Below are 21,018 nucleotides of genomic sequence, written 5' to 3' on the forward strand. Positions count from 1 at the left end.
GCCCATGTTGGCGAACTTGTCCTTCAGCTCGATTTCCTTGGCCACGGACACACCGTCCTTGGTCACGGTGGGGGCGCCGAAGGAGCGCTCGAGCACCACGTTGCGGCCCTTGGGGCCCAGGGTCACCTTGACGGCATCGGCCAGGACGTTGATGCCTTCAACCATGCGGGCACGGGCGGAATCGCCAAACTTTACTTCTTTAGCAGCCATTTAGTACTCCTGAATTCTGGGGGTTCGGGCCGACAGTGCGCCGGCCTGCTTGCAGCGGATGCGGGAGGCTCAGGCCTCGACCACGCCCATGATGTCTTCTTCGCGCATGACCAGCAGTTCCTGGCCATCGACCTTGACGGTCTGGCCGGCGTACTTGCCGAACAGAACGCGGTCGCCCACCTTCACATCCATCTTGCGGACTTCACCGTTCTCGAGGATCTTGCCGTGGCCGACAGCCAGGATTTCGCCCTGATCCGGCTTTTCACCGGCGGAGTCGGGGATGACGATACCGCTGGAGGTGGTGCGCTCGGCTTCAACGCGCTTGACGATCACGCGATCATGCAAAGGACGGATTTTCATGTAGTGGTCTCCTACTCGGTTCAACACCGGGCAAATTTGCCCGACTAAGTAAATACGTTGGCCAACACCATGCTGGCTTCTGGTGACGGGGGCTTGTTAGCACTCACCGCCAACGAGTGCTAATAATAGGGGCGACCTTGGCGCTTTTCAAGTGCGCCCAAGAGGATTCTTTTTGTGCCTCCCAGGACCTGAGCCCACCCGGACTCACCCTCCGACACCCATCGCACGTTTTGTCAAAAACCGTACAAACACCAAAAATATCTAAATCAACACCCACTCTCGGAACGTACGGCATAAAATAGGCACCGACAGACTGCAATGCAGGACGCCCGCAGGCCCTACGGGCTCGTCATGGCAATGCGGATCGCACACACCGTCTGGGCCAGGCCGGGCACTACGCCGCGCCGCCCACTCCACCCGAGGAGAACGTCCGTCATGACAGCCACCACGCTCCGCCTGTGTCACTCCGGCATGGACAACCGGGCCCTGTACGCCTTCGAGATCTTCCTCTCGCGGGTGGGCCCTGGCGCCTGCCGGATCGCTTCGGAAGACGCCGCCGACGTGGCCTTCATCGACGTGGACAACGATCTCGGCCCCTATCTGCTGGCCGGGCATCGCATGCTCTACCCTACCCGCCCCCTGATCGTCACCTCCCAGGCCCCGGGCCGGCAGCCCGACCCGCTGACCGTTGAAGTCACCAAGCCGGTCGGCCTCGCCGCCTTCTCGGCGGCCCTGGACAAAGTCCGGGGCCTGCTGCCCGTGGCCGACCTCGCCGACAGCCTCGGGCTGCCAGATGCCGCCGACGAGCGTGGCGGCCCTGTAGACACCATTCCCGACGAGAGCGCCTTCGAAGCCCTGCGCAGCCCGGCACCCGATCCGGTCAGCCTGCTGCGCCGAATCGATGCACGCATGGCGACGCTTCACGTCGGCTCCCTGCCCGACGCCGACCTGGACGATCCGGTGGCGCGGGCCGGCATCTATTACGCTCCGGAGCATTTCCTGCAGGGCCTGGTGGCACGTGCCATCAGCCACGCCCGGGAGATCGGCCGCCCGGTTCGCATCGACGACGCCAGCGGCACAGCCCTCGTGCTCGATCCGCGCAAAGGCCAGGCATGGACGGCCCGCAGCCCCAACGCCCTGCGCGCCCTGGCCCAGCTGCCGACCCGCGGCACCCTGCACATGGCCCGCCAGGCGCCGGATGCAGCCTTCCCGCAAGGCGCCGGCCCCCGCACGCTGGAAGGGCTCGAATGGGACCTAGCCCTATGGGCCTCCCGCGGGCGCCTGCCCCAAGGCACCAACGTGGACCACCCCATCCGCCTCAAGAGCTGGCCCAACCTGACCCGCCTCGCCGTGCCTCCCGAGGCCATGCGCATCGCCGGCCTGTGGTCCCGCAGCAGCCTGAGCCTGCGCGACACGGCGCATGCCCTGGGCATCCCCCAGCGCTACGTCTTCGCGTTCTACAGCGCCTGCTCGGCCCTGGGGCACGTGGAGCCGACCGTCACCCCACCCACGGCCGCCGCCCCGCGCCCCCCAGGCCCCCTCCTCACCCTGCCCTCCGACGGCCCCATGGTCCAGCCCCCGCGCGGGCGCTTCAAGCGCCTGCTCGGCAAGCTCCTCGGCCCCCGTCCGGACGACATCGCCCCGGACTGACCACGGAGCGCGGCGATGAGCCACTCCAAGATCCTCTTTGGCGGCCCACCCGGGGCAGGGAAGACCACAGCCATCTCCGCGGCCAGTGACATTGCCCTCCTCGACAACGCAGCCGTCGACCACGGCACCATCACACTGGACAACGGCAACACCCTCCATCTCTATGGCACGCCCGGCCAGGCGCGCTTCGACTTCATGTGGGAGCAGCTCACCGAAGGGGCCATCGCCCTGATCCTGCTCATCGACAACAGCCAACCCGACGCCCTCGGGCAGTTGCACTTCCACCTCGGCGCCTTCAGCCACTTCATTCGCAGCAGTGCCGTCGCCGTGGGCATCACCCACTGCGACCTGGGTGGAGGTCTGCGCCTGGGCGACTACCAGGCCGAACTCCAGCTCGCCGGCTTCGGCTGCGTCCCGGTCTTTGCCGTGGACCCGCGCAGCAAGCGTGACGTCTGCCTGCTCATTGAGGCAGCCCTCAGCGTGCTCGACCCCGTGCCCCAGGCCTGAACCCGGCCCGCCTGCAAGCTTGGTGCAAGCCACGATTCAGGCCACCGACAGGAAGGCTGCCTAGACTGCAGGCCTGTTCAATCGGGCCCGCACGGCATGCGCACTCCCCTCAAACTGCTCCTGGCCAGCTGTCTGCTGCCGGTTTCCTGTCTTGTGCTGGCCGTGGAAACGCTCCCGCCCCTGAGTCTCTCCGGGGCCGACGCCCTGCTCCTCGAAGCCAACCCCGCCATCCTCCAGGCCCGGGCTGCGCTGGCAGGCGCCCGGGCCGGTATCGACATGGCCGGAGCGCGCCCGAACCCCACCCTCAGCGCCTCCGTCACCAGCATCAACCCGGCCCGTAACAGCGCCGGCGGCTACTGGGATCGCCCCATGGACAGCGTGCTGCGGGTGGACCAGACCCTCGAACTGGGCGACAAGCGCGAACTGCGCCTGCGCGCCGCCGACCGCAATCTGGCCGCCACCGGCGCCGACCTGGACAACACCATCCGCCTGGCCCGCATGGCCCTCGCCAATGCCTGGCTGAACCTGCGGGCCGCCCAGGAGATCCGCCAGATCGCCGCCGAGAACGCCCGCCTCGCCGCCCGCGCCGCCGAGGCGGCCGAGATCCGCGGCAAGGCCGGCGATCTGGCCGGCGTGGACGTGGCGCGCTTCGCCGCCGACGCTGCCCGGGTGGCCAATGACGCCCTGCAGGCCGACCTGGAGCGTGACCGCGCCCGCCTCGAGCTGGCCCTGCTGCTAGGCAACCGTGTCGCCCCCGACACCCTGGAGGCCAGCACCGAATGGCCCGACACCGCCCTCCCCTCGGCCGTGGACGGCGAACGTCCCGATCTGCTGGCCGCCCGCCAACGCCTGGCCCAGGCCGACGCCCAGCGCGACATCGCCCGCGCCCAGCGCACCCGTGATGTCTCCGTCGGCGTGCAGTACGAGCACTTCCCACCCGACGCCCGCAACACCTACGGCATTAGCGTCAGCATCCCCCTCTTCCTGGGTAACGACTACCGGGGCGACATCGCCCGCAGCGAAGCCGAGCACACCGCCGCCGAACAGCAACTGGCCGCCACCCAGGCCTACGCCAGCAGCGAACAGGCCCGCCTGCGCGCCGAATACGCCGCCCGGGCTGCGCGCCTCGAGCGCATCCGCAACGTGGTGCTGCCCGCCGCCGAACGGGCCGGGCGGGGCGCCGACATCGCCATCCAGAAGGGTGGCATGGGTCTCACCGACTACCTCGACACCCAACGCAACCTGCGCGCGGCCCGCATCGAAGCGATCCAGGCCCGCGCCGACCTCTCCCGCGCCGCCCTGATGCAGCGCCTGGCCGGATCTGCCCCATGAAACCCAAGCTCATCGCCCTCCTCCTCGCCGTGGCGACCATTGCCGGCGGCACCCTGTACCTGCGGGCCCCGACCCACGAGCCGGTCACCGAGCCGGTCGTCCAGAAGCCCTCCGCCGAACCCGGCGTGCTGCGCTTCCCCACGGCGGCACCCCAACTGGCCCAGCTGCGGATCGAAAGGGCCGAGCTGGCCCCGGTGCCCATGGACGAACCCCTCGCCGCCCGCGTCGCCTACGACGAGAACGCCACCTCGCGCCTGTACGCCCCCATCGCCGGGCGGGTCGTGGAGATCCGCGCCAGCACCGGCGACACCGTGAAGGCCGGCGACGTGCTGGCCGTTCTCGACGCCCCGGAACTGGGCAGCGCCGCCGCCGACCTGGCCAAGGCCAGGGCCGGCGCCGCCCAGAAGAAGGCGGCTGTTGACCGCACCCGCAGCCTTGTAGACGCCGAAGTCCTGCCCCGCCGCGAGCTGGAGGCGGCCCAGGCCGACTGGCAGCAGGCCAACGCCGAAGCCGAGCGGGCCCGTCTGCGCCTGGCCAACCTGGCCCCGGGCGGCAGCCTCACCCCGGGCAGCGAGCGCTACGCCCTGCGCGCGCCGATCTCCGGCATTGTCGCCACCCGCCACATCAACCCGGGCATGGAGGTGCGCAGCGACGCCGACGAAGCCCTGTTCGTCGTCACCGACATGGCCCGCCTGTCGGTGCTGGTAGACGTCCCCGAACGTGACCTGCCCCTGGTCACCGTGGGCAAGGCCGCGCGCATCGAAGTCTCGGCCTATCCCCACCGCAGTTTCGAGGGCAAGGTGGTGCGCGTGGCCCCGACCCTCGACCCGCAAACCCGGCGCGTCCAGGCGCGGGTCGCCGTAGACAACAAGGAAGGCCTGCTGAAGCCCGAGATGTACGCCAAGGTCGCCCTGCTGGCCGACAGCCGGGAGGAGCTGCCCCGGGTGGCCATTGGTGCCCTGCTGGTGGAGGGGGTGAAGAACTTCGTCTTCGTCGAGCGCGACCCTGGCGTGTTCGAGAAGCGGGAGGTCACCCTGGCCGTGCAGACCCGCCGCGACGCCTATGTCTGGACCGGCCTCAAGCCCGGCGAGAAGGTGGTCAGCGCCGGCGCGCTGCTCCTGAACGCCGAGCTGGCCGGCAGTTCGCGCTGAGGCCCCGGCATGTTCGACACCCTCATCACCGCCGTCCTGCGCCAGCGCGCCTTCGTCATCATCGCCGCACTGACCCTGCTCGGCTATGGCCTCTACGCCTTCCAGCAGATTTCCATCGAAGCCTTCCCCGACGTCCAGGATGTCCAGGTCCTGGTGGTCACCCAGGCCCCCGGCCAGGCCCCCGAGGAAGTGGAGCGCGCCATCACCCTGCCCATCGAGCGGGAGATGAGCGGCGTGCCCGGCCTGACCCAGTTGCGCTCGGTGTCCATCACCGGGCTGTCGGTGGTCACCCTCACCTTCAACGAGAAGACGGCCGACTACTTCGCCCGCCAGCAGGTGCTGGAGCGCCTGCAGACGGTGAACCTGCCCGACGGCGCCCAGCCCGGGCTGGCGCCATTGACCACCGCGGTGGGCGAGATCTACCGCTACGTGCTGGAAAGCCCCCCCGGCGTCCCCCTTGAGGAGGTCCGCGCCGTGCAGGACTGGACGGTCCGGCCGGCCCTGCGCATGGTGCCTGGCATCGCCGACGTGGTGAGCTTCGGCGGTGCCATCCGCGAGCTGCAGGTGCGCATCGACCCCGACCTGCTGCGCAAGTACCAGGTCAGCCTCGACGACGTCACCCAGGCCCTCGGCAAGGCCAGCGGCAACGGCAGCGGCGGCCTGCTGCGGCGGGGCGACGAAGCGCTGGTGGTGCGCACCCTGGGCCTGTTCAACAGCCTGGACGACGTGCGCGACGTGGTGGTGGTGGCCCACGCCGGCAAGCCGGTGCGCATCGGCGACGTGGCCGAGGTGCTCAATGGCGCCCGCCCACGCAACGGCATCGTCGCCTTCAACGACCGGGACGACGTGATCGAAGGCATCGTCCAGATGACCAAGGGCGGCAACGCGGCCAAGGTGGTCGGCGCCCTCCACGAGCGGGTGGAGGAGGTCAATGCCCGCCTGCCGGAAGGCTACCGGGTACACCCCATTTACCAGCGCACCGAGCTGATCGGCCACACCGTGGCCACCGTGGGCGAGAACCTGCTGGTCGGCGCGGTGCTGGTCACCGCCATCCTGCTGGTCTTCCTGCGCAGCCTGCGCGCCGCCGTCATCGTCGCCGCGGTGATCCCCCTGTCGCTGATGTTCGCCTTCATCCTGATGCACGCCATGGGGGTGTCGGCCAACCTGATCTCCCTCGGGGCGGTGGACTTCGGGGTCATCATCGACAGCGCGGTGGTGATGGTGGAGGCGCTGATGGTGCGCCTGGCGGCCGACGCGCACCTGGAGCACCACGGCATCACCTCGCCCATCGGCCGGCGCATGCATGCCCTCAAGCAGACCTGCGTCGAGCTGGGCTCGCCGATCATGTTCTCGAAGGCCATCATCATCGTCGCCTTCCTGCCCATCTTCACCTTCCAGCGGGTCGAGGGGCGCATCTTCACGCCGGTGGCCCTAACCCTGTCTTTCGCCCTGCTCGGCGGCCTGATCCTGACCCTGACCCTGGTGCCGACCCGACTCTCCTACGCCATGGGCAAGGACATGGCGGAGAAGGAGAGCCCCTGGCTGCACCGCCTCCAGGAGGGCTACCGCAACCTGCTGATCCGCCTGCAGGGCCGCCGCCGCGCCACCATCGCCGCCTCGGGCCTGTGTCTGGCCGCGGCCCTGGCCCTGGCGCCGCTGCTGGGCTCCGAGTTCCTGCCCAAGCTCGACGAAGGCAACATCTGGCTGACCATCAGCCTGCCCCAGTCATCGGCCCTGTCCAACACCAAGGAAGTGGAGCGCAAGGTGCGGGCAGTGCTGTCGGACTACCCGGAGGTCAAGGCGGTGATGACTCACGTGGGCCGCCCCGACGACGGCACCGACCCCAAGGGCCCCAACAACATCGAGATCCTGATCGACCTGCAGCCCCACGACCGCTGGCGCTTTGCCACCAAGGACGCCCTGGTGGACAGCATGTCGGGCCGGCTGTCGGCCATCCCCGGCTTGCCCACCAATTTCTCCCAGGTGATCCAGGACAGCGTCGAGGAGTCCCTGTCCGGCGCCAAGGGCGAGATCGCGGTGAAGGTCTTCGGGCCCGACCTGGAGGTGCTGGAGACCAAGGGCCGCGAGATCGCCGGGGTGCTCAACCGCATCCAGGGCTCGGCCGACGTGGCCGCCCTGCCGGTGGGCGGGCAGAGCGAGGTGGACATCCGCCTGCGCCGGGAGGCCCTGGCCCGCTACGGCATCCGGGTCACCGACGTGAACGCCATGGTCCAGACCGCCCTCGGCGGCCTGGCAGTGAATGCCTACTTTGAAGGCGAGCGTCGCTACGACGTGACCCTGCGCTTCGGCCCCGACTTCCGCGACCAGGTGGACGACATCGCCAACCTGCCGGTGGCCCTGCCCGACGGCAAGGGCAGCATCCCCCTCGGCGATCTCGCCGACGTGGAGCTGCGCCAGGGCGCCTCGCGCATCCAGCGCGAAGCCGGCAGCCGGGCGGTGATCGTCAAGGCCAACCTGCGCGGCCGCGATCAGGGCAGCTTCGTGGCCGAAGCCCAGCGCAAGGTCGCCGCCGAAGTCAGCTTGCCGGCGGGCTACTCCATGCGCTGGGGGGGCCAGTTCGAGAACCAGCAACGCGCCATCGGCCGCCTCAAGCTCATCGTCCCTATCACCCTGGGGCTGATTTTCTCCCTTCTGTTCTGGGCCTTCCGCGACATCCGCCCGGCCCTGCTGGTGCTGGCCATGGTGCCCTTCACCCTGATCGGCGGCTTCGCCGGCCTGGGCATCGCCGGGCTGCACCTGTCGGTGTCTGCGGCGGTGGGCTTCATTGCCGTGGCCGGCATCTCGGTGCAAAACGGGGTGATCATGGTCGAGCAGGTGATGGAGATCGCCCGCCGCGGCGCCCCCCGCTCCGAAGCGATCCTCGACGGGGCCATGCTGCGCCTGCGCCCCATCGTGATGACCGCTCTGATGGCCGGCCTTGGCCTGCTCCCCGCCGCCCTGTCCCATGGCATCGGCTCGGAAACCCAGCGCCCCTTCGCCGTGGTGATCGTCGGCGGCATCATCAGTGCGACAATCTTCACCCTGCTGCTGCTGCCCGTCCTGCTGAGCTTCGGCGGCAGCCGCAACACCATCGCGGCAGATACGGCCCGCTGACGGCGGCCCGGCAGCGCCCTCCACAGGTCCCAACATGCGTACCCTTATCGTCGAAGACGACCCCCTGCTCGCCGACGGCCTTGCCCAGCTCCTTCGCGGAGCGGGCTTCACCGCCGATTATGTGGGCAGCGCCGAGCTGGCCGAAGCGGCACTGGCTGCCGAAAAGTTCGACCTGATGGTGCTCGACATCGGCCTGCCGGGCATGGACGGGCTGGAGCTGCTGACCCGCCTGCGTGCCCGCCACAACCCCATCCACGTCCTCATGCTCACCGCCCGCGACGCCCTCAACGAGCGGGTCCGCGGCCTCAACCTGGGGGCCGACGACTACCTCACCAAGCCCTTCGCCTCGGTGGAGCTGCTGGCCCGCATCCACGCCCTGATCCGCCGCAGCCGCGGCCAGGGCAGCGTGCGCCGCGAATACGGCCCCCTGTCCCTGGATGAAGAAGCCCACCGGGCCTGGCTCGGCAACCAGCCCCTGGACCTGCCCCAGCGCGAATGGGCGATCCTGCTGTTCCTCCTCGACAATCCGGGGCGCGTGCTCAGCAAGGAACGCATCGTCGCCGCCGTCTGCACCTGGGACCGGGACATGAGCGAGAACGCCGTGGAGGTGTATGTCTCGCGCCTGCGCACCAAGCTCGAGCCCGCCGGCCTGCGCATCCGTACCGTGCGCGGACTGGGCTACATGCTCGAAGACTCGCCCCATGCCCCCAAAACCACGCCCTGAGCCGGAGCCGGCCCGGTGACCCGGAGCCTGCGCAAGGCCCTGTTGCAGTGGCTGCTGGTGCCGGCCGGGCTGGCCGTCGTCACCTTTCTGCCGCTGGCCTTCCACTTGGTCCACCAACCTGCCATGGAGGCCCTCGACCGGGCCCTGGCCGACGCCAGCCTGGCCCTGGTGCCCCACCTGGAAGTGGTGGACGGAGAGCCACGCTTCGTCTTCCCGGCCGCCGCCGAGCAGGTGCTGCGCGCCGATCGGGTGGACGACATCTACTACCTGGTCCTGGGGCCCAACGGGCGCTTCGTGGCCGGTGACGCCGGCCTGCCCCACGAGTCGCCCGACGGCGAAGATGCCCACGCCGACCGGGTCAGCTTCTACTCCCACTTCCGCGGCCACCCCATCCGCGTGATCGCCGTCCATCGCCAGGTCTCCGGCGAACCCTTTGTCTTCGTCACCGCCGAAACCACCCGCAAGCGCGACCAGCTGCGGGTGGATCTGGCCTTCGCCCTGTTCCTGCCGCTGATCTTCTTCGCCGCCGCCGCCGGCTTCACCATCTGGTTCGGCGTACGCCACGCCCTGCTGCCGGTGGAGGACATCCGCCGGGCCCTTCAGGGCATGCAACACGGCGCCCTCAAACCCCTCGACGCCGCCTCGGCCCCCGGCGAGATCCGCCCGCTGGTGGCCGAATTCAACCTGCTGCTGGACCGCCTGGAGCAGGCTGCCAACGCCCAGCAGCGCTTCGTCGCCAACGCCGCCCACCAGCTTCGCACCCCCCTGGCCGGCATCCGCACCCAGCTCGAGCTGCTGCCCCAGGAAGCCGATGCCGCCGAACGCGACAGCCGGACCCGCCAGTGCATCGGTGCGCTCGAGCGCCTCGGCCACCTGATCAACCAGATGCTGGTGCTGCTGGCCGCCGAGCCGGGCGGCCGCCAGACGGACCTGGCCGAGCATATCGACCTCCCCGAGCTGGTCCGCGACCGCAGCCCGGAATGGATCCGTCTAGCCGAAAACAAGGGGCTCGATCTGGGCTTCGAGCTGCAGGCCTGTCACGTCAAGGGTGACCGCTTGCTACTGGGCGAGATGATCACCAACCTGGTCAACAACGCCCTCATCTACACCCCGCCCCCCGGTGAGGTGACCCTGCGTTGCGGCGAGATCGGCGGAAAGGCCTTCGTCGAGGTGGAGGATACGGGGCCTGGCATCCCCCCCGAGTTCCGCGAGCGGGTCTTCGAGCGCTTCTTCCGCCTTCCCGCCGCCAGCAGCCCGGGGGGCGGCCTGGGGCTGCCGATCGTGCGGGAGATCGCGCGGGGCTTCGGCGGCCGGGTCGACATCCTCACCCCGGTCAGTGGCAAGGGCGCCCTGCTGAGGGTCAGCCTGCCACGCGCAGCCCCCAAGCCATAAGCGCTGTTCAAGCCCATTTCGGGCTCAAGTACGACCGCCGCCGACCGTCAATAGCCAGACCTCCGCCGTAGCGGCGCTCTGCATCTGACCACTGACCTCGAACCGTGTGGCTTGATTCCTTCTTCCTGCGCGACGGTGATCCGACGCTGCTGCTCCAGGGCAACTACCACCCGACGCTGGTTGCCCTCTCCCTGCTGATCGCCGTGCTCGGCTCGGCCATGGGCCTGCAGCTCGCCGGCATGGCACGGGCAGCGGCCGGCACCACCAACCGTCAGGTCGCCCTGGTGAGCGGCGCACTGGCCCTGGGTACGGCCACCTGGGCAATGCACTTCATCGGCATGCAGGCCTTCTCCCTGTGTGACGAGATCCGCTACGCCCCCACCCTGACCCTGCTTTCCATGGCCCCGGCGATGCTGGCCTCGTGGGTGGCCCTGTCCCTGCTGGCCCGGGATGAAATCCGGCCATGGCAACTCGCCCTCGGCGGCACCCTGGTCGGCGCTGGCATCGGCACCATGCACTACCTGGGCATGGCGGCCATGGAGATGAACGCCCAGCTGCGTTACCACCCCGGCTGGTTCCTCGCCTCGATACTCGTCGCCGTGGTGCTCGCCGTCCTGGCCCTGTGGATCCGCTTCGGGCTGGCGCGCAACCCGCGCTTAGGCGGCATGCCGGGGGTGCTGGCGGGTGGCGTGGTGATGGGCCTGGCGATTGCCGGCATGCACTACGTGGCCATGGCCGCCGCCCGCTTCACCGGCCTGCCCGACCCCGACTGCGTGGGCAGCGGCGACAACAACACCCGCCTGGCCCTGGGGGTGGCCGCCGTCACCGTGATCATGAGCATGGTGGTGGCCGCCGCCAACGGCTTCCTGCGCTACCACTACCTCTACCAGCGCCTGCTGCGGGGTGAGTCGCGCCTGCGGGCCATGGTGGACACCGCCGTCGAAGGGATCATCACCATCGACGGGAAGGGCCGCATCCTGTCCTTCAACCTGGCCGCCGAGCGCCTGTTTGGCTGGCAGGCCGGCGAGGTCATCGGGCAGAACGTCAACATCCTGATGCCGGAGCCCGACCGTTCCCGTCACGACGGCTACCTGGCCCGCCACCTGCAGACCGGCGAAACCCGGATCATCGGCACCGGTCGCGACGTGACCGCGGTACGCAAGGATGGCCGGCCCCTGCCCATGCGCCTGTCCATCGGCCGCGTCCCCATCCCCGGGGAAGACTTGTTCGTCGGCTTCGTCTCCGACATGAGCGAGCGACAACGCATGGAAAACGCCCTGCGTGAGCGGGAGCAGCAGCTGCGTAGCCTCATCGACAACATGCCCGGCGTGTGCTTCCGCTCCTGCATGGACGAGCACTGGAGCATCCTGTTCGTCAGCGACGCGGTCGAGCGGGTCACCGGCTGGCGCGCCACGGACTTTGTTGCCGGCCGGGTCACCTTCGCTCAGCTAATCCACCCGGACGACAACGTGGTCGTCGCGGAGGCTGTCAGCAAGGCCCTGGCCGAAGACCAGCCCTACATGATCGAGTATCGCCTGCGCACCCGGCACCGGGGAGAGATCTGGGTATCCGAAACCGGCAGCGGCAAACGGGATACCAATGGCCAGCTGGAGTGGATTGACGGTGTCTTGATGGACATCACCGAGCCCAGGCGCCGCGCCGCCGAATTCGAAGGGCTGGCCAACGCGGTCAGCCGCGCCCTGGCCGTGCTCGAAATCGACACCAGCGGCCGCATCATCACCGCCAATGCGCCCTTCCTCGAACTCACCGGCTATACCCTGGACGACCTCTGCGGCCAGCCCCACGACATGCTGTGCCCCCCCGCAGAGCTTGCCAGCGATGCCTATCGCCGCAAGATCGATGAGGGTCTGCGCAAAGGGCAGTTCGTCACCAGCGATGTGCTGCGCCTGGGCAAGGATGGCCGCTGCGTGTGGATGCACGCCACCTACAACCCGGTGTTCGACGCCAATGGCGAGATCTGCAAGGTCACCATGCTGGCCCAGGACATGACCGAACGCCGGGCCATGGAGCTGGCCCTGGTGGAGGCCAAGGAACGGGCCGAACACGCCGCCGCCGCCCGCGCCGCCTTCCTCGCCAACATGAGCCACGAGATCCGCACGCCGATGAACGCGATCCTGGGCTTCACCGAGTTGCTCATGGACACCCCCCTCGACGACGCCCAACGCCGCCACCTGGGCACGGTGCGGGCCTCGGCCCGGTCCCTGCTGGGCCTGCTCAACAACATCCTGGATACGGCCAAGCTGGACAAGGGCGCCATGGAGCTGGAGCAGGCCGACTTCTCCCTGCGCGCCGTGTGCGAGCAGACCCTGGCCTCCCTCGGCCTGGGGGCCACCCGCAAGGGGTTGGCGCTACACCTGGACTACGCGGACACCCTGCCCGAACACTTCGTCGGCGACGCCCTGCGCATCCAGCAGGTCCTGCTCAACCTCCTGGGCAACGCGATCAAGTTCACCGAGCACGGACAGGTCGATCTCCAGGTGACCCGGGAGGGGGAACACATCCACTTCTGCATCTCGGATACCGGCATCGGCATCCCGACCGACCGTCTGGACAGCATCTTTGCCCCCTTCGCCCAGGCTGACGCGAGCACCTCGCGGCGATTCGGTGGCACCGGCCTGGGCACCACCATCTCCCGGCAGCTGGTCGAGTTGATGGGCGGGCATATTCGGGTCGAAAGCCAGGTCGGCGTCGGCAGTCACTTCCACGTCGTACTTCCTCTGGCCCCCGGCAAGGCCCAGGCGCTTCCGGATCAGGCTGAACAAGGCTTACCGCCCCTGTCCATCCTGGTTGCCGATGACGTCGCCCAGAACAGCGAACTGCTGCACCTGCTGCTGGGGCGCGAGGGCCACCGGATCGTCATCGCCGGTGACGGTATGGAGGCCGTGGCCTGCTTTGGCAACCAGGGCTTCGACGTAATCCTGATGGACGTGCACATGCCCAGCATGGACGGGCTGACCGCCGCCCGGGTCATCCGCCAGCAGGAAAGCCTGGAGAACCGCTCACCCACGCCAATCATCGCCCTGACCGCCAGCGTTCTCGAGGAAGACCGCATCGCCGCCCTCGCTGCCGGCATGAACGGCTTTGCGGTGAAACCGATCGAGCTGCCCCGGCTGAAGGCCGAGATTGCCCGGGTCTGCGGCATCGAGCCCCTGCCCGCCAGGGCCATCCCCCTGCCTGTCGGCATGCCTGCAGCCGGCGCCATCGACTGGGCGGCGGGGATTGCCCGCTGGGGCAGCCGGGATGCCCTGGAGGCGGCCATGCGTCAGTTTCTGGGCAGCCGTGCAGAGCTGCTCACCGGGCTCTCCTCGACTCACGACCGGGCTGCCCTGCGTGCCATCGCCCACCGCATCGCGGGTGCCGCCGCCAACCTGTCCCTGCCGACACTGACGGCGTCTGCCCGCGCCCTGGAGGCCTGGTGCGCCGCCCCCGGAGGCGTTGCCGAGGAAGGTGCCCGGCTTGTATCCCGGATCCGCCGCGCCCTTGACGAGGCCTGGGCCGCCCTGCCCGCCAGCACGCCATCCGACACCGCCTACGCCCGGATCGACCCTGGGCTGCTCGCGAGCCTGCTGAACCGGATGGAGGCCCGCCTGGGTCACGGCGAACTGGACGACCAGGCCCTTGCCGAGCTTGTCGCCAACCTGCCCGCCCCCCTCACCGTCCGTCTCCAGAGCGCGCTGGACGACTTCGACTTCGACCGGGCCTGCACCGAGCTGGCCAGCCTGCGCCTCCACCTCCCCCCCGCCCAACCGGACACCCTGCCATGACCCAAGATCGCCGCCAGCGGCTGCTGCTCGTGGATGACGAGCCGGCCAACCTCCAGGTTCTGCGCCACATTCTCCAGGACGACTACCGCCTGCTGTTTGCCCGGGATGGGGAGAAAGCCCTGCAACTGGCTGCCGACGAACGCCCCAACCTGATCCTGCTCGATGTGATGATGCCCGGTATGACGGGGCTCGACGTCTGCCGCCAACTCAAGGCCAATCCGGCCACGGCCCGCACACCGGTCATCTTCGTCACCGCCCTGGCCGACCCCCAGGACGAAGCGACGGGCTTCGAGGCCGGCGCAGTGGACTACATCGCCAAGCCGGTCAGCGCCCCCATCGTCAAGGCGCGGATCCGCACCCACTTGTCCCTCGTCCGGGTGGACGAGCTGTACGAGAGCCGCCTGCAGATCATCCAGCGCCTGGGTCGCGCCGCCGAGTACAAGGACAACGAGACCGGGCTGCATGTGCTGCGCATGAGTCATTACTCCGCCATCCTGGCCCGCGCCGCGGGCCTGGGCGACAAGGTCGCCGATGACATCCTCCACGCCGCGCCGATGCACGACGTAGGCAAGCTGGGCATTCCCGATATGATCCTGCGCAAGCCCGGCGCCCTGACCCCCGAAGAGTGGGAGGTGATGCGCCAGCACCCGCGCATCGGCCAGGAAATCATCGGCGACCACGACTCTCCCCTGCTCCAGATGGCCGCGCGCATTGCCCTGTCCCATCACGAAAAATGGGACGGCAGCGGCTACCCCCAGGGCCTCAGGGGGGAGGACATCCCCATCGAAGCGCGCATCGTTGCCGTGGCCGACGTCTTCGACGCCCTGACCAGCGTCCGCCCCTACAAGAGTGCCTGGCCGGTGGACAAGGCGCTGAGCCTGCTCGTGGAAGAGAAGGGCCGCCATTTCGACCCCGTCCTGGTGGATGCCTTCGTCAGCAGCCTGCCCGCCATCTGCGCGATCAAGGAACAGTTCGGGGAAGCGCCGACCGGCACCACGGCCACCGCCTGAACCTGCCACTTACCCGGGCAACTTTCTTGTGGCAGCCTGTCTGCGGGCAGCAGGCTGCAGGCTGCACGCACCAACCAATTGCAATTGAAAGGGAGACCGATATGGCGATGGACGTCGTTGATTACGAGATTTTCGGCAATGAAATGCAGTACGTGGAGGTGGAGCTCGACCCGGGCGAAGCCGCCATCGGCGAAGCCGGGGTGATGATGTACATGCAGGACGGCATCCAGATGGACACCATCTTCGGGGATGGCTCGGCCCAGCAGGGCGGCTTCTTCGGCAAGCTGATGGGGGCCGGCAAGCGCCTGCTGACCGGCGAGAGCCTGTTCACCACCGTCTATCACAACGAGGGCAGCGGCAAGCGCCGGGTCGCCTTCGCCGCCCCCTACCCGGGCAAGATCGTGCCGGTGGATCTGTCGAAGCTGGGCGGCACCCTGATCTGCCAGAAGGACTCCTTCCTGGCTGCCGCCAAGGGCGTGTCCCTGGGCATCGCCTTCCAGAAGAAGATCGGCGTCGGCCTGTTTGGCGGCGAAGGCTTCATCATGCAGAAGCTCGACGGCGACGGCATGGCCTTCATCCACGCCGGCGGCACCCTGATGGAAAAGACCCTCGCCCCGGGAGAAACCCTTCGCGTGGACACCGGCTGCGTGGTGGCCTTCCAGCCCAGCGTCGATTTCGACATCCAGTACGCCGGCAAGATCAAAACGGCCCTGTTCGGCGGTGAAGGCCTGTTCTTCGCCACCCTCAGCGGCCCGGGCAAGGTGTGGCTGCAGTCCCTACCACTGTCGCGCCTGGCCGACCGCATCGTGATGGCATCCCGCGCAGCCGGCGGCGGTGGCAAGGAAGGCGGCTCGGTACTCGGCGGCATCGGCCTGGGCTCCCTGCTCGGCGACGACGAGTGAGCGACGCCCCCGTCCCGGCCCGCTTCTACCCGGCAGGCGGGGATGCCCACGGCCATCCGGCCCTGCTGGCGTGGCAGGGCACAAGCCTGCAGGTCATGCCGGAAGACTCCCCGGCCCTACAGGTCTCCGCCGCCCGCCTGCGCGTCGAGGCCCGCGGCTTCAACCACAGCCAGTGGGCCCTGAGCTGGGCCGAAGGGGATGCCAGCCACCTGCTGATCGTGGACGACAGCGTGGTGGCGCCCCTACGTGCCGTCATGCCGGCCCTGTTCCAGAGCGGCGAGCATCACAAGCGGCACGGCAACCGGCTGTTCCGCCTCGGCCTGATCGTGCTCGTGCTGCTGCCCCTGCTGCTGCTCGGGGGTGCGCTGCTGGCCCTCGATCCGCTCGCCGACCGGGTTGTCGCCCATGTGCCAGCCAGCGTGGAACAGCACATCGGTGAGGCCGTGCTGGCCCGCACGCGCCTGGACGGGCCGATGATCGAAAGCGGCCCTGCCTTCGACGCCCTGCAGGCCATCGGCCGGCGCCTGGCCCGCCCCGGCGAGAAGCTCCAGTTCCACCTCGCCGAACGCCCCGACATCAACGCCTTCGCCGCGCCGGGCGGCGTGGTGGTGGTCCATACCGCCCTGATGCAGCAGGCCGGCTCGGCAGAAGAAGTGGCCGGCGTGCTGGCCCACGAGATCGCCCACGTGGAGCTGCGCCACAGCCTGCGCCAGATCGTCCGCGGTGCCGGGCTGCGGGTCGTGGTTGCGGCGCTGTTCGGCGACTACGCGGCCCTCGGCGGCTGGGCCGCCCAGCTGGGCGAACTCAAGTTCTCCCGGGACGCCGAGCGGGAGGCCGACCGGCACGGCCTGCAGCGCCTGGCAGAGGCGCACATCGACCCCCGCGGCCTGCTCGATTTCTTCCGCACCCTGGCCCGCCAGGACAGCAGCGAAAAGCACCTGCCGGCCCTGCTGTCCACCCACCCGGCCAGCGCCGAACGCAGCGCCTGGCTGGAGGCCGCCATCGCTGCCGCCCCCATCCGGGCCGTACAGCCCCTGACGATCGACTGGGCGCCGATCAGGCGCCAGCCAGGGCGGACCGGGCCGGGCGACTAAAGAATGACGTCCGACATCCGTTATCCAGAACAGGAATAAGCCCGGACGTCCCCCTGTGACCCCTCCCCACTCCAGTTCCACCGACCGTGCCGGTCTCTTTGTTCTGAGCGCCTGTCTTGTTGCAGCCCTGCTGGTGGCCTTTCTGGCCGTGCGCCAGCAGGTCGAACAGCACGGCCGGGAACAGCTGGAACAGGGTACCCGGCTGGTCAAGGCCCTCACCGCCATCCCCCTGGATGGCCTGACGCCCTCGCCCGGACGCCCCGACCCGCTGGCCGCCGTGCTGCGCGCCCACGGAAGTGCCGATCTGGCCTTCGGGCAGGTCACCGATGTTCAGGGCCGCCCCCTATCCGAAGTCACCGCCCCCGGCCTGACCCCCGCCGTGCAGCCCCTGGCCGCCGATCGCCCCGCCGAATGGTTCGGTCATGGGCCCCTCGACAGCGGCGTGGCGGGGCTCGAACTGATGGAGTTCCACGGCCCCCTGCTCCGCGACGGCCACCTGGAGGGCTTCGTGCGCATCGCCTTCCGGGCCCCCAGCCTGGGTTTCAATGCCAGCCAACTCCCCTTCCTGGCCGGCTTGGCGCTGCCCGTGCTGCTGCTCGTCCCTCTGTTCTTCTTTCTGCTGCGCAGCCAGCTGCGCCCCCTGCAGGCCCTCAGCGCACGCATGGAAACCCTGACGACCAATACTCCGGGCGACGACGCCTCCGCCCGCGACGTGGTCAGCCGCTTTGCCCGCTTCCTGGACGCTGCCGAACAGCGCATCCACGAACTCGAAGCCACCCGCAACGACTCCGAGACCTCGGTCAAGCTGCTGGGCTACAAAAAGGAGAAGGTCGAGAGCGCCCTGGAGACCCTGCCCGAGGGCGTGCTCGTTCTCGACGAAGGCGGGCTGGCGGTCTTTGCCAACGCCAAGGTCGGCCCTCTGCTGGGCACCGACCCGGCCGGCCTGCTGCAGAAGGAGCCCGCCCACTGGACCATCGACCCGAGCATCCTGAGCGTGCTGGCACCCCTGGTGAGCAGCCACGCCGGCCCTTCCAATCACACGGCCAGCTACCACCCGGGCGCCGATGAAAACCGGCGGGTAAGCGTGTGGGCCCTGCCCCTGTTCGCCCCCCGCGACGCCACACGGCGCCTCGGCACCCTGCTGGTGCTGCGCGAAACCACCGACCAGTTGCTCGCCGCCCGCGCCCGCGATGAGTTCATCGCCCACGTCGCCCACGAACTGAAGACGCCCCTGGCCAACATCAGCCTCTATGGCGAGCTGCTGCGGGACGAACCGGAGCTGGCCACCGAGACCCGCGTCGAGGCGGTCAACACGATCTGCGACGAGGTCGAACGGGCCGCCACCCTGATCAACAACCTGCTCAACATCTCCCGCATCGAGGCCGGCAGCATCGTCATCGACCGCCAGTGGGTGCGCCTGGGCGACCTGCTGAATGACTGCATGGACCACCTCTCCCACGGCGGCCACACCCAGGGCCTGCAGCTGCGGGTGGACGTGCCCACCGACCTGCCGCCGGTGGAGCTGGACAAGGATCTGCTGCGCATTGCCCTCAACAACCTGCTCACCAACGCAGCCAAATACAACAAGACCGGCGGCGAGATCATCCTGTGCGCCGAGGAGAGTGACGAGCGCATCCTGATTTCAGTACAGGACACCGGCATCGGCATCCCGGCCGAAGACCTCGACCGGATCTTCGAAAAATTCTACCGCTCCGCCGACCGGGAGGCCGTGTCCCGCGGCGGTCACGGCCTGGGCCTGTATCTGGCCCGCCAAATCGTCGAGATGCACCAGGGCCAGATCGGCGTGGTCAGCCAGCCCAACCAGGGCACCCGGGTGACCCTCAGTTTCCGCAAACCCCATGTTCTCCTGAGAGCCGCATGAAACGCCTGCTAGTCGTTGACGACGAACCCCACGTAGCCCGCGTTCTGCGCGTCAGCCTGGCCAAGGAAGGCTGGGCCGTCGAGGTCGCCCACGACGGGGCTGAAGCCCTGCGGGCCATCGACATCAATCCTCCGGACGTGATGATCACCGACATCCAGATGCCCGGCATGGGCGGTGAAGCGCTCTGTCACGAGCTTCACACCCGCTACCCGTCCCGCCCCTTTCCCATCCTGGTGATGACCTCCATGACCGCCCGTGACCAACGCGACTGGGCCCGGGCCCTGGGCGGTATCGAGTTCCTCGAAAAACCGGTCAGCCCGCGCCGGGTCGCCTCCCTACTCACCCAGATGCTCAGCCAGGAGAAGAAGCATGTCTGAAGCCCAAACCCGCGGGCTGGCCCGCTACGGGCGCTGGCTGCAGCACAGTGCCGGTCAGTCCTTCACGGTCGGCATCGGCGCCGGAGACGGCGGCCTGCTGTGGCCCGACACGGCCGACGGCCCCATTGCCGAGGCCCTCGCCGGCCTTCCCGCCAAGCCCCTGGCACAGACACCGGGCATGCAGCGGCAGGGCACTTCCGCGGGCGACCTCTTCACCCGTGCCGTCACCCTGCCGGAGGCCGCGGGCGACGGCTGGCTGCTGGCCATGGCCCGCGCCGACGCAGCCCCCAGCGACATCGAACTCGATGCCCTCGCCGACGCCATGGACGATGTGGCCGCTGCCCTCGAGGACAGCACCCATCTCAACGCCGAAATGGACCTGCTGGCTGGCGAGCTGGCCGAGCGCTACGAAGAGCTGCACCTGGTCTACGAGATCGACCGCCACCTGGCCAACCAGGACCTGGGCACCGAGGTGCTGCAAGACCTGCTGCAAAGCTGTGCCGAGCAGCTCAATGCCGACGTGGCCTGCTTTGTGCGCCCGGCCGACAACCTCACCATCTCCGCCACCAACCTCAGCAAACCCATCCACAACCTGGACCTGGTGCTGGTGGAGATGCGCGGCGACCTGTTCCGCTTTGTCTCGTCCAGCCGCGCCACTGTCGTCATCAACGGACTCCAGGACCCGCGCCGGGCCTACATCTTCACCGACATGCCCTACAAGGTGCTGGCCTGCCCGGTATTCCAGGGCATTGACATGCCGGCCATGCTGGTGCTGCTCAACCACGACGACAAGCCCGATTTTTCCAACAGTGACCGCCGCCTGGGTGAGGTGATGGCCCACCAGATCGCCAACGTGATGCACATGCAGGGCATGTTTGCCGAGATGCGGCGCTTCACCGAGCAGATGGCGGCGGCCCTGATCGAAGCGGTCGAAGCCAAGGATCCCTACACCCGCGGCCACTCCGAGCGGGTGCACCTGCTATCCATGCGGCTCGGCCAGGGCCTGCGCCTGCGCAGTGAGGAGATGGAGAACCTGCACTGGGGCTCCCTGCTCCACGACGTGGGCAAGATCGGCATCCCCGACGCGGTGCTGTGCAAGCCCGGCCGCCTGACCTCCGACGAATACACCTTCATCAAGGTGCACCCCGAGCGCTCCTACGAGATCCTGCGCCACGTGGACCGCCTGAAAGGTGCCATCGACGGGGCCCGCCATCACCAGGAGAAGTTCGACGGAACCGGTTACCCCCATGGCCTGCGCGGCACCAACATCCCGCTGCTGGCGCGCATCATCGCCGTAGCCGACACCTATGACAGCATCACCAGCTCCCGTGCCTACCGGGCCGGCAGCACCCACGAGGCGGCCGTCAAGGAGATGACCCGGGTCAGCGGCACCCAGCTCGACTCCGAACTGCTCGACGTCTTCCTGCGTATCTGCGACGAAGACCCGGCCCTGCTGGTGCGGCTGGGCGTACGACGGGAGTGGGACGATCAGTAAGGACATCGTCCGCACCCGCGCGGGCACCCTCAG

At 68.8% G+C, this 21,018-nt stretch carries 16 protein-coding genes; 14 read left to right on the top strand and 2 right to left on the bottom strand.

Annotation, left to right across the window (positions count from 1 at the left end; all coding sequences use genetic code 11):
• Positions 1 to 210, bottom strand: a 210-nt coding sequence (locus ACIQ09_RS06675) for a TCP-1/cpn60 chaperonin family protein (protein ID WP_398307473.1), incomplete at its 3' end; no start/stop codon positions are given.
• 69 nt (positions 211 to 279) lie between these two features.
• A complete protein-coding gene (gene groES / locus ACIQ09_RS06680) occupies positions 280 to 570 on the bottom strand; it encodes a co-chaperone GroES (protein ID WP_299867388.1) in 291 nt (96 codons plus the stop codon).
• Between the two features lie 435 nt (positions 571 to 1,005).
• On the opposite strand from groES, the gene ACIQ09_RS06685 reads away from it, so the two are divergent.
• The 14 genes from ACIQ09_RS06685 to ACIQ09_RS06750 all read left to right on the top strand — a co-directional run bounded on the left by ACIQ09_RS06685 (position 1,006) and on the right by ACIQ09_RS06750 (position 20,985).
• Complete coding sequence (locus ACIQ09_RS06685) at positions 1,006 to 2,220, top strand: hypothetical protein (protein ID WP_398307475.1); 1,215 nt, start codon at positions 1,006 to 1,008, stop codon at positions 2,218 to 2,220.
• Positions 2,221 to 2,235: 15 nt separating this feature from the next.
• Complete coding sequence (locus ACIQ09_RS06690) at positions 2,236 to 2,727, top strand: GTP-binding protein (RefSeq protein WP_398307477.1); 492 nt, start codon at positions 2,236 to 2,238, stop codon at positions 2,725 to 2,727.
• A gap of 96 nt (positions 2,728 to 2,823) precedes the next feature.
• Positions 2,824 to 4,059 carry a TolC family protein gene (locus tag ACIQ09_RS06695; RefSeq protein ID WP_398307479.1) on the top strand — a complete coding sequence of 412 codons (1,236 nt, stop codon included), beginning with the start codon at positions 2,824 to 2,826 and terminating at the stop codon, positions 4,057 to 4,059.
• Complete coding sequence (locus tag ACIQ09_RS06700) at positions 4,056 to 5,210, top strand: efflux RND transporter periplasmic adaptor subunit (protein ID WP_398307481.1); 1,155 nt, start codon at positions 4,056 to 4,058, stop codon at positions 5,208 to 5,210. Before ACIQ09_RS06695 ends, ACIQ09_RS06700 begins: the two co-directional genes overlap by 4 nt.
• Positions 5,211 to 5,219: 9 nt before the next feature.
• A complete protein-coding gene (locus ACIQ09_RS06705; protein ID WP_398307483.1) occupies positions 5,220 to 8,324 on the top strand; it encodes an efflux RND transporter permease subunit in 3,105 nt (1,034 codons plus the stop codon).
• A 34-nt stretch (positions 8,325 to 8,358) separates the two neighbouring features.
• Positions 8,359 to 9,048, top strand: a complete 690-nt coding sequence (locus tag ACIQ09_RS06710; RefSeq protein WP_398307485.1) for a response regulator — start codon at positions 8,359 to 8,361, stop codon at positions 9,046 to 9,048.
• A gap of 15 nt (positions 9,049 to 9,063) precedes the next feature.
• Entirely contained in the window at positions 9,064 to 10,440 is a 1,377-nt protein-coding gene (locus ACIQ09_RS06715) for a sensor histidine kinase (RefSeq protein WP_398307487.1), read from the top strand.
• 104 nt (positions 10,441 to 10,544) lie between these two features.
• Positions 10,545 to 14,225, top strand: a complete 3,681-nt coding sequence (locus tag ACIQ09_RS06720; protein ID WP_398307489.1) for a PAS domain S-box protein — start codon at positions 10,545 to 10,547, stop codon at positions 14,223 to 14,225.
• Entirely contained in the window at positions 14,222 to 15,235 is a 1,014-nt protein-coding gene (locus ACIQ09_RS06725; RefSeq protein WP_398307491.1) for an HD-GYP domain-containing protein, read from the top strand. The genes ACIQ09_RS06720 and ACIQ09_RS06725 overlap by 4 nt, the downstream gene beginning before the upstream one ends.
• Positions 15,236 to 15,336: 101 nt before the next feature.
• Complete coding sequence (locus ACIQ09_RS06730) at positions 15,337 to 16,137, top strand: TIGR00266 family protein (protein WP_398307493.1); 801 nt, start codon at positions 15,337 to 15,339, stop codon at positions 16,135 to 16,137.
• A complete protein-coding gene (locus ACIQ09_RS06735) occupies positions 16,134 to 17,231 on the top strand; it encodes a M48 family metallopeptidase (RefSeq protein WP_398307495.1) in 1,098 nt (365 codons plus the stop codon). Before ACIQ09_RS06730 ends, ACIQ09_RS06735 begins: the two co-directional genes overlap by 4 nt.
• A 55-nt stretch (positions 17,232 to 17,286) precedes the next feature.
• Positions 17,287 to 19,113, top strand: a complete 1,827-nt coding sequence (locus ACIQ09_RS06740; RefSeq protein WP_398307497.1) for an ATP-binding protein — start codon at positions 17,287 to 17,289, stop codon at positions 19,111 to 19,113.
• Complete coding sequence (locus ACIQ09_RS06745; protein WP_398307499.1) at positions 19,110 to 19,490, top strand: response regulator; 381 nt, start codon at positions 19,110 to 19,112, stop codon at positions 19,488 to 19,490. Before ACIQ09_RS06740 ends, ACIQ09_RS06745 begins: the two co-directional genes overlap by 4 nt.
• Entirely contained in the window at positions 19,483 to 20,985 is a 1,503-nt protein-coding gene (locus ACIQ09_RS06750; RefSeq protein ID WP_398307501.1) for an HD-GYP domain-containing protein, read from the top strand. Before ACIQ09_RS06745 ends, ACIQ09_RS06750 begins: the two co-directional genes overlap by 8 nt.
• Positions 20,986 to 21,018 lie beyond the last annotated feature (33 nt).

Source organism: Zoogloea sp. (genome assembly GCF_044344315.1).
Lineage (GTDB): Bacteria > Pseudomonadota > Gammaproteobacteria > Burkholderiales > Rhodocyclaceae > Zoogloea.

Bases quoted from the DNA above. Each gene is read 5' to 3' on its own strand.
- groES (WP_299867388.1), bottom strand. From the start codon at position 570: ATGAAAATCCGTCCTTTGCATGATCGCGTGATCGTCAAGCGCGTTGAA.
- ACIQ09_RS06685 (WP_398307475.1), top strand. From the start codon at position 1,006: ATGACAGCCACCACGCTCCGCCTGTGTCACTCCGGCATGGACAACCGG.
- ACIQ09_RS06690 (WP_398307477.1), top strand. From the start codon at position 2,236: ATGAGCCACTCCAAGATCCTCTTTGGCGGCCCACCCGGGGCAGGGAAG.
- ACIQ09_RS06695 (WP_398307479.1), top strand. From the start codon at position 2,824: ATGCGCACTCCCCTCAAACTGCTCCTGGCCAGCTGTCTGCTGCCGGTT.
- ACIQ09_RS06700 (WP_398307481.1), top strand. From the start codon at position 4,056: ATGAAACCCAAGCTCATCGCCCTCCTCCTCGCCGTGGCGACCATTGCC.
- ACIQ09_RS06705 (WP_398307483.1), top strand. From the start codon at position 5,220: ATGTTCGACACCCTCATCACCGCCGTCCTGCGCCAGCGCGCCTTCGTC.
- ACIQ09_RS06710 (WP_398307485.1), top strand. From the start codon at position 8,359: ATGCGTACCCTTATCGTCGAAGACGACCCCCTGCTCGCCGACGGCCTT.
- ACIQ09_RS06725 (WP_398307491.1), top strand. From the start codon at position 14,222: ATGACCCAAGATCGCCGCCAGCGGCTGCTGCTCGTGGATGACGAGCCG.
- ACIQ09_RS06730 (WP_398307493.1), top strand. From the start codon at position 15,337: ATGGCGATGGACGTCGTTGATTACGAGATTTTCGGCAATGAAATGCAG.
- ACIQ09_RS06745 (WP_398307499.1), top strand. From the start codon at position 19,110: ATGAAACGCCTGCTAGTCGTTGACGACGAACCCCACGTAGCCCGCGTT.
- ACIQ09_RS06750 (WP_398307501.1), top strand. From the start codon at position 19,483: ATGTCTGAAGCCCAAACCCGCGGGCTGGCCCGCTACGGGCGCTGGCTG.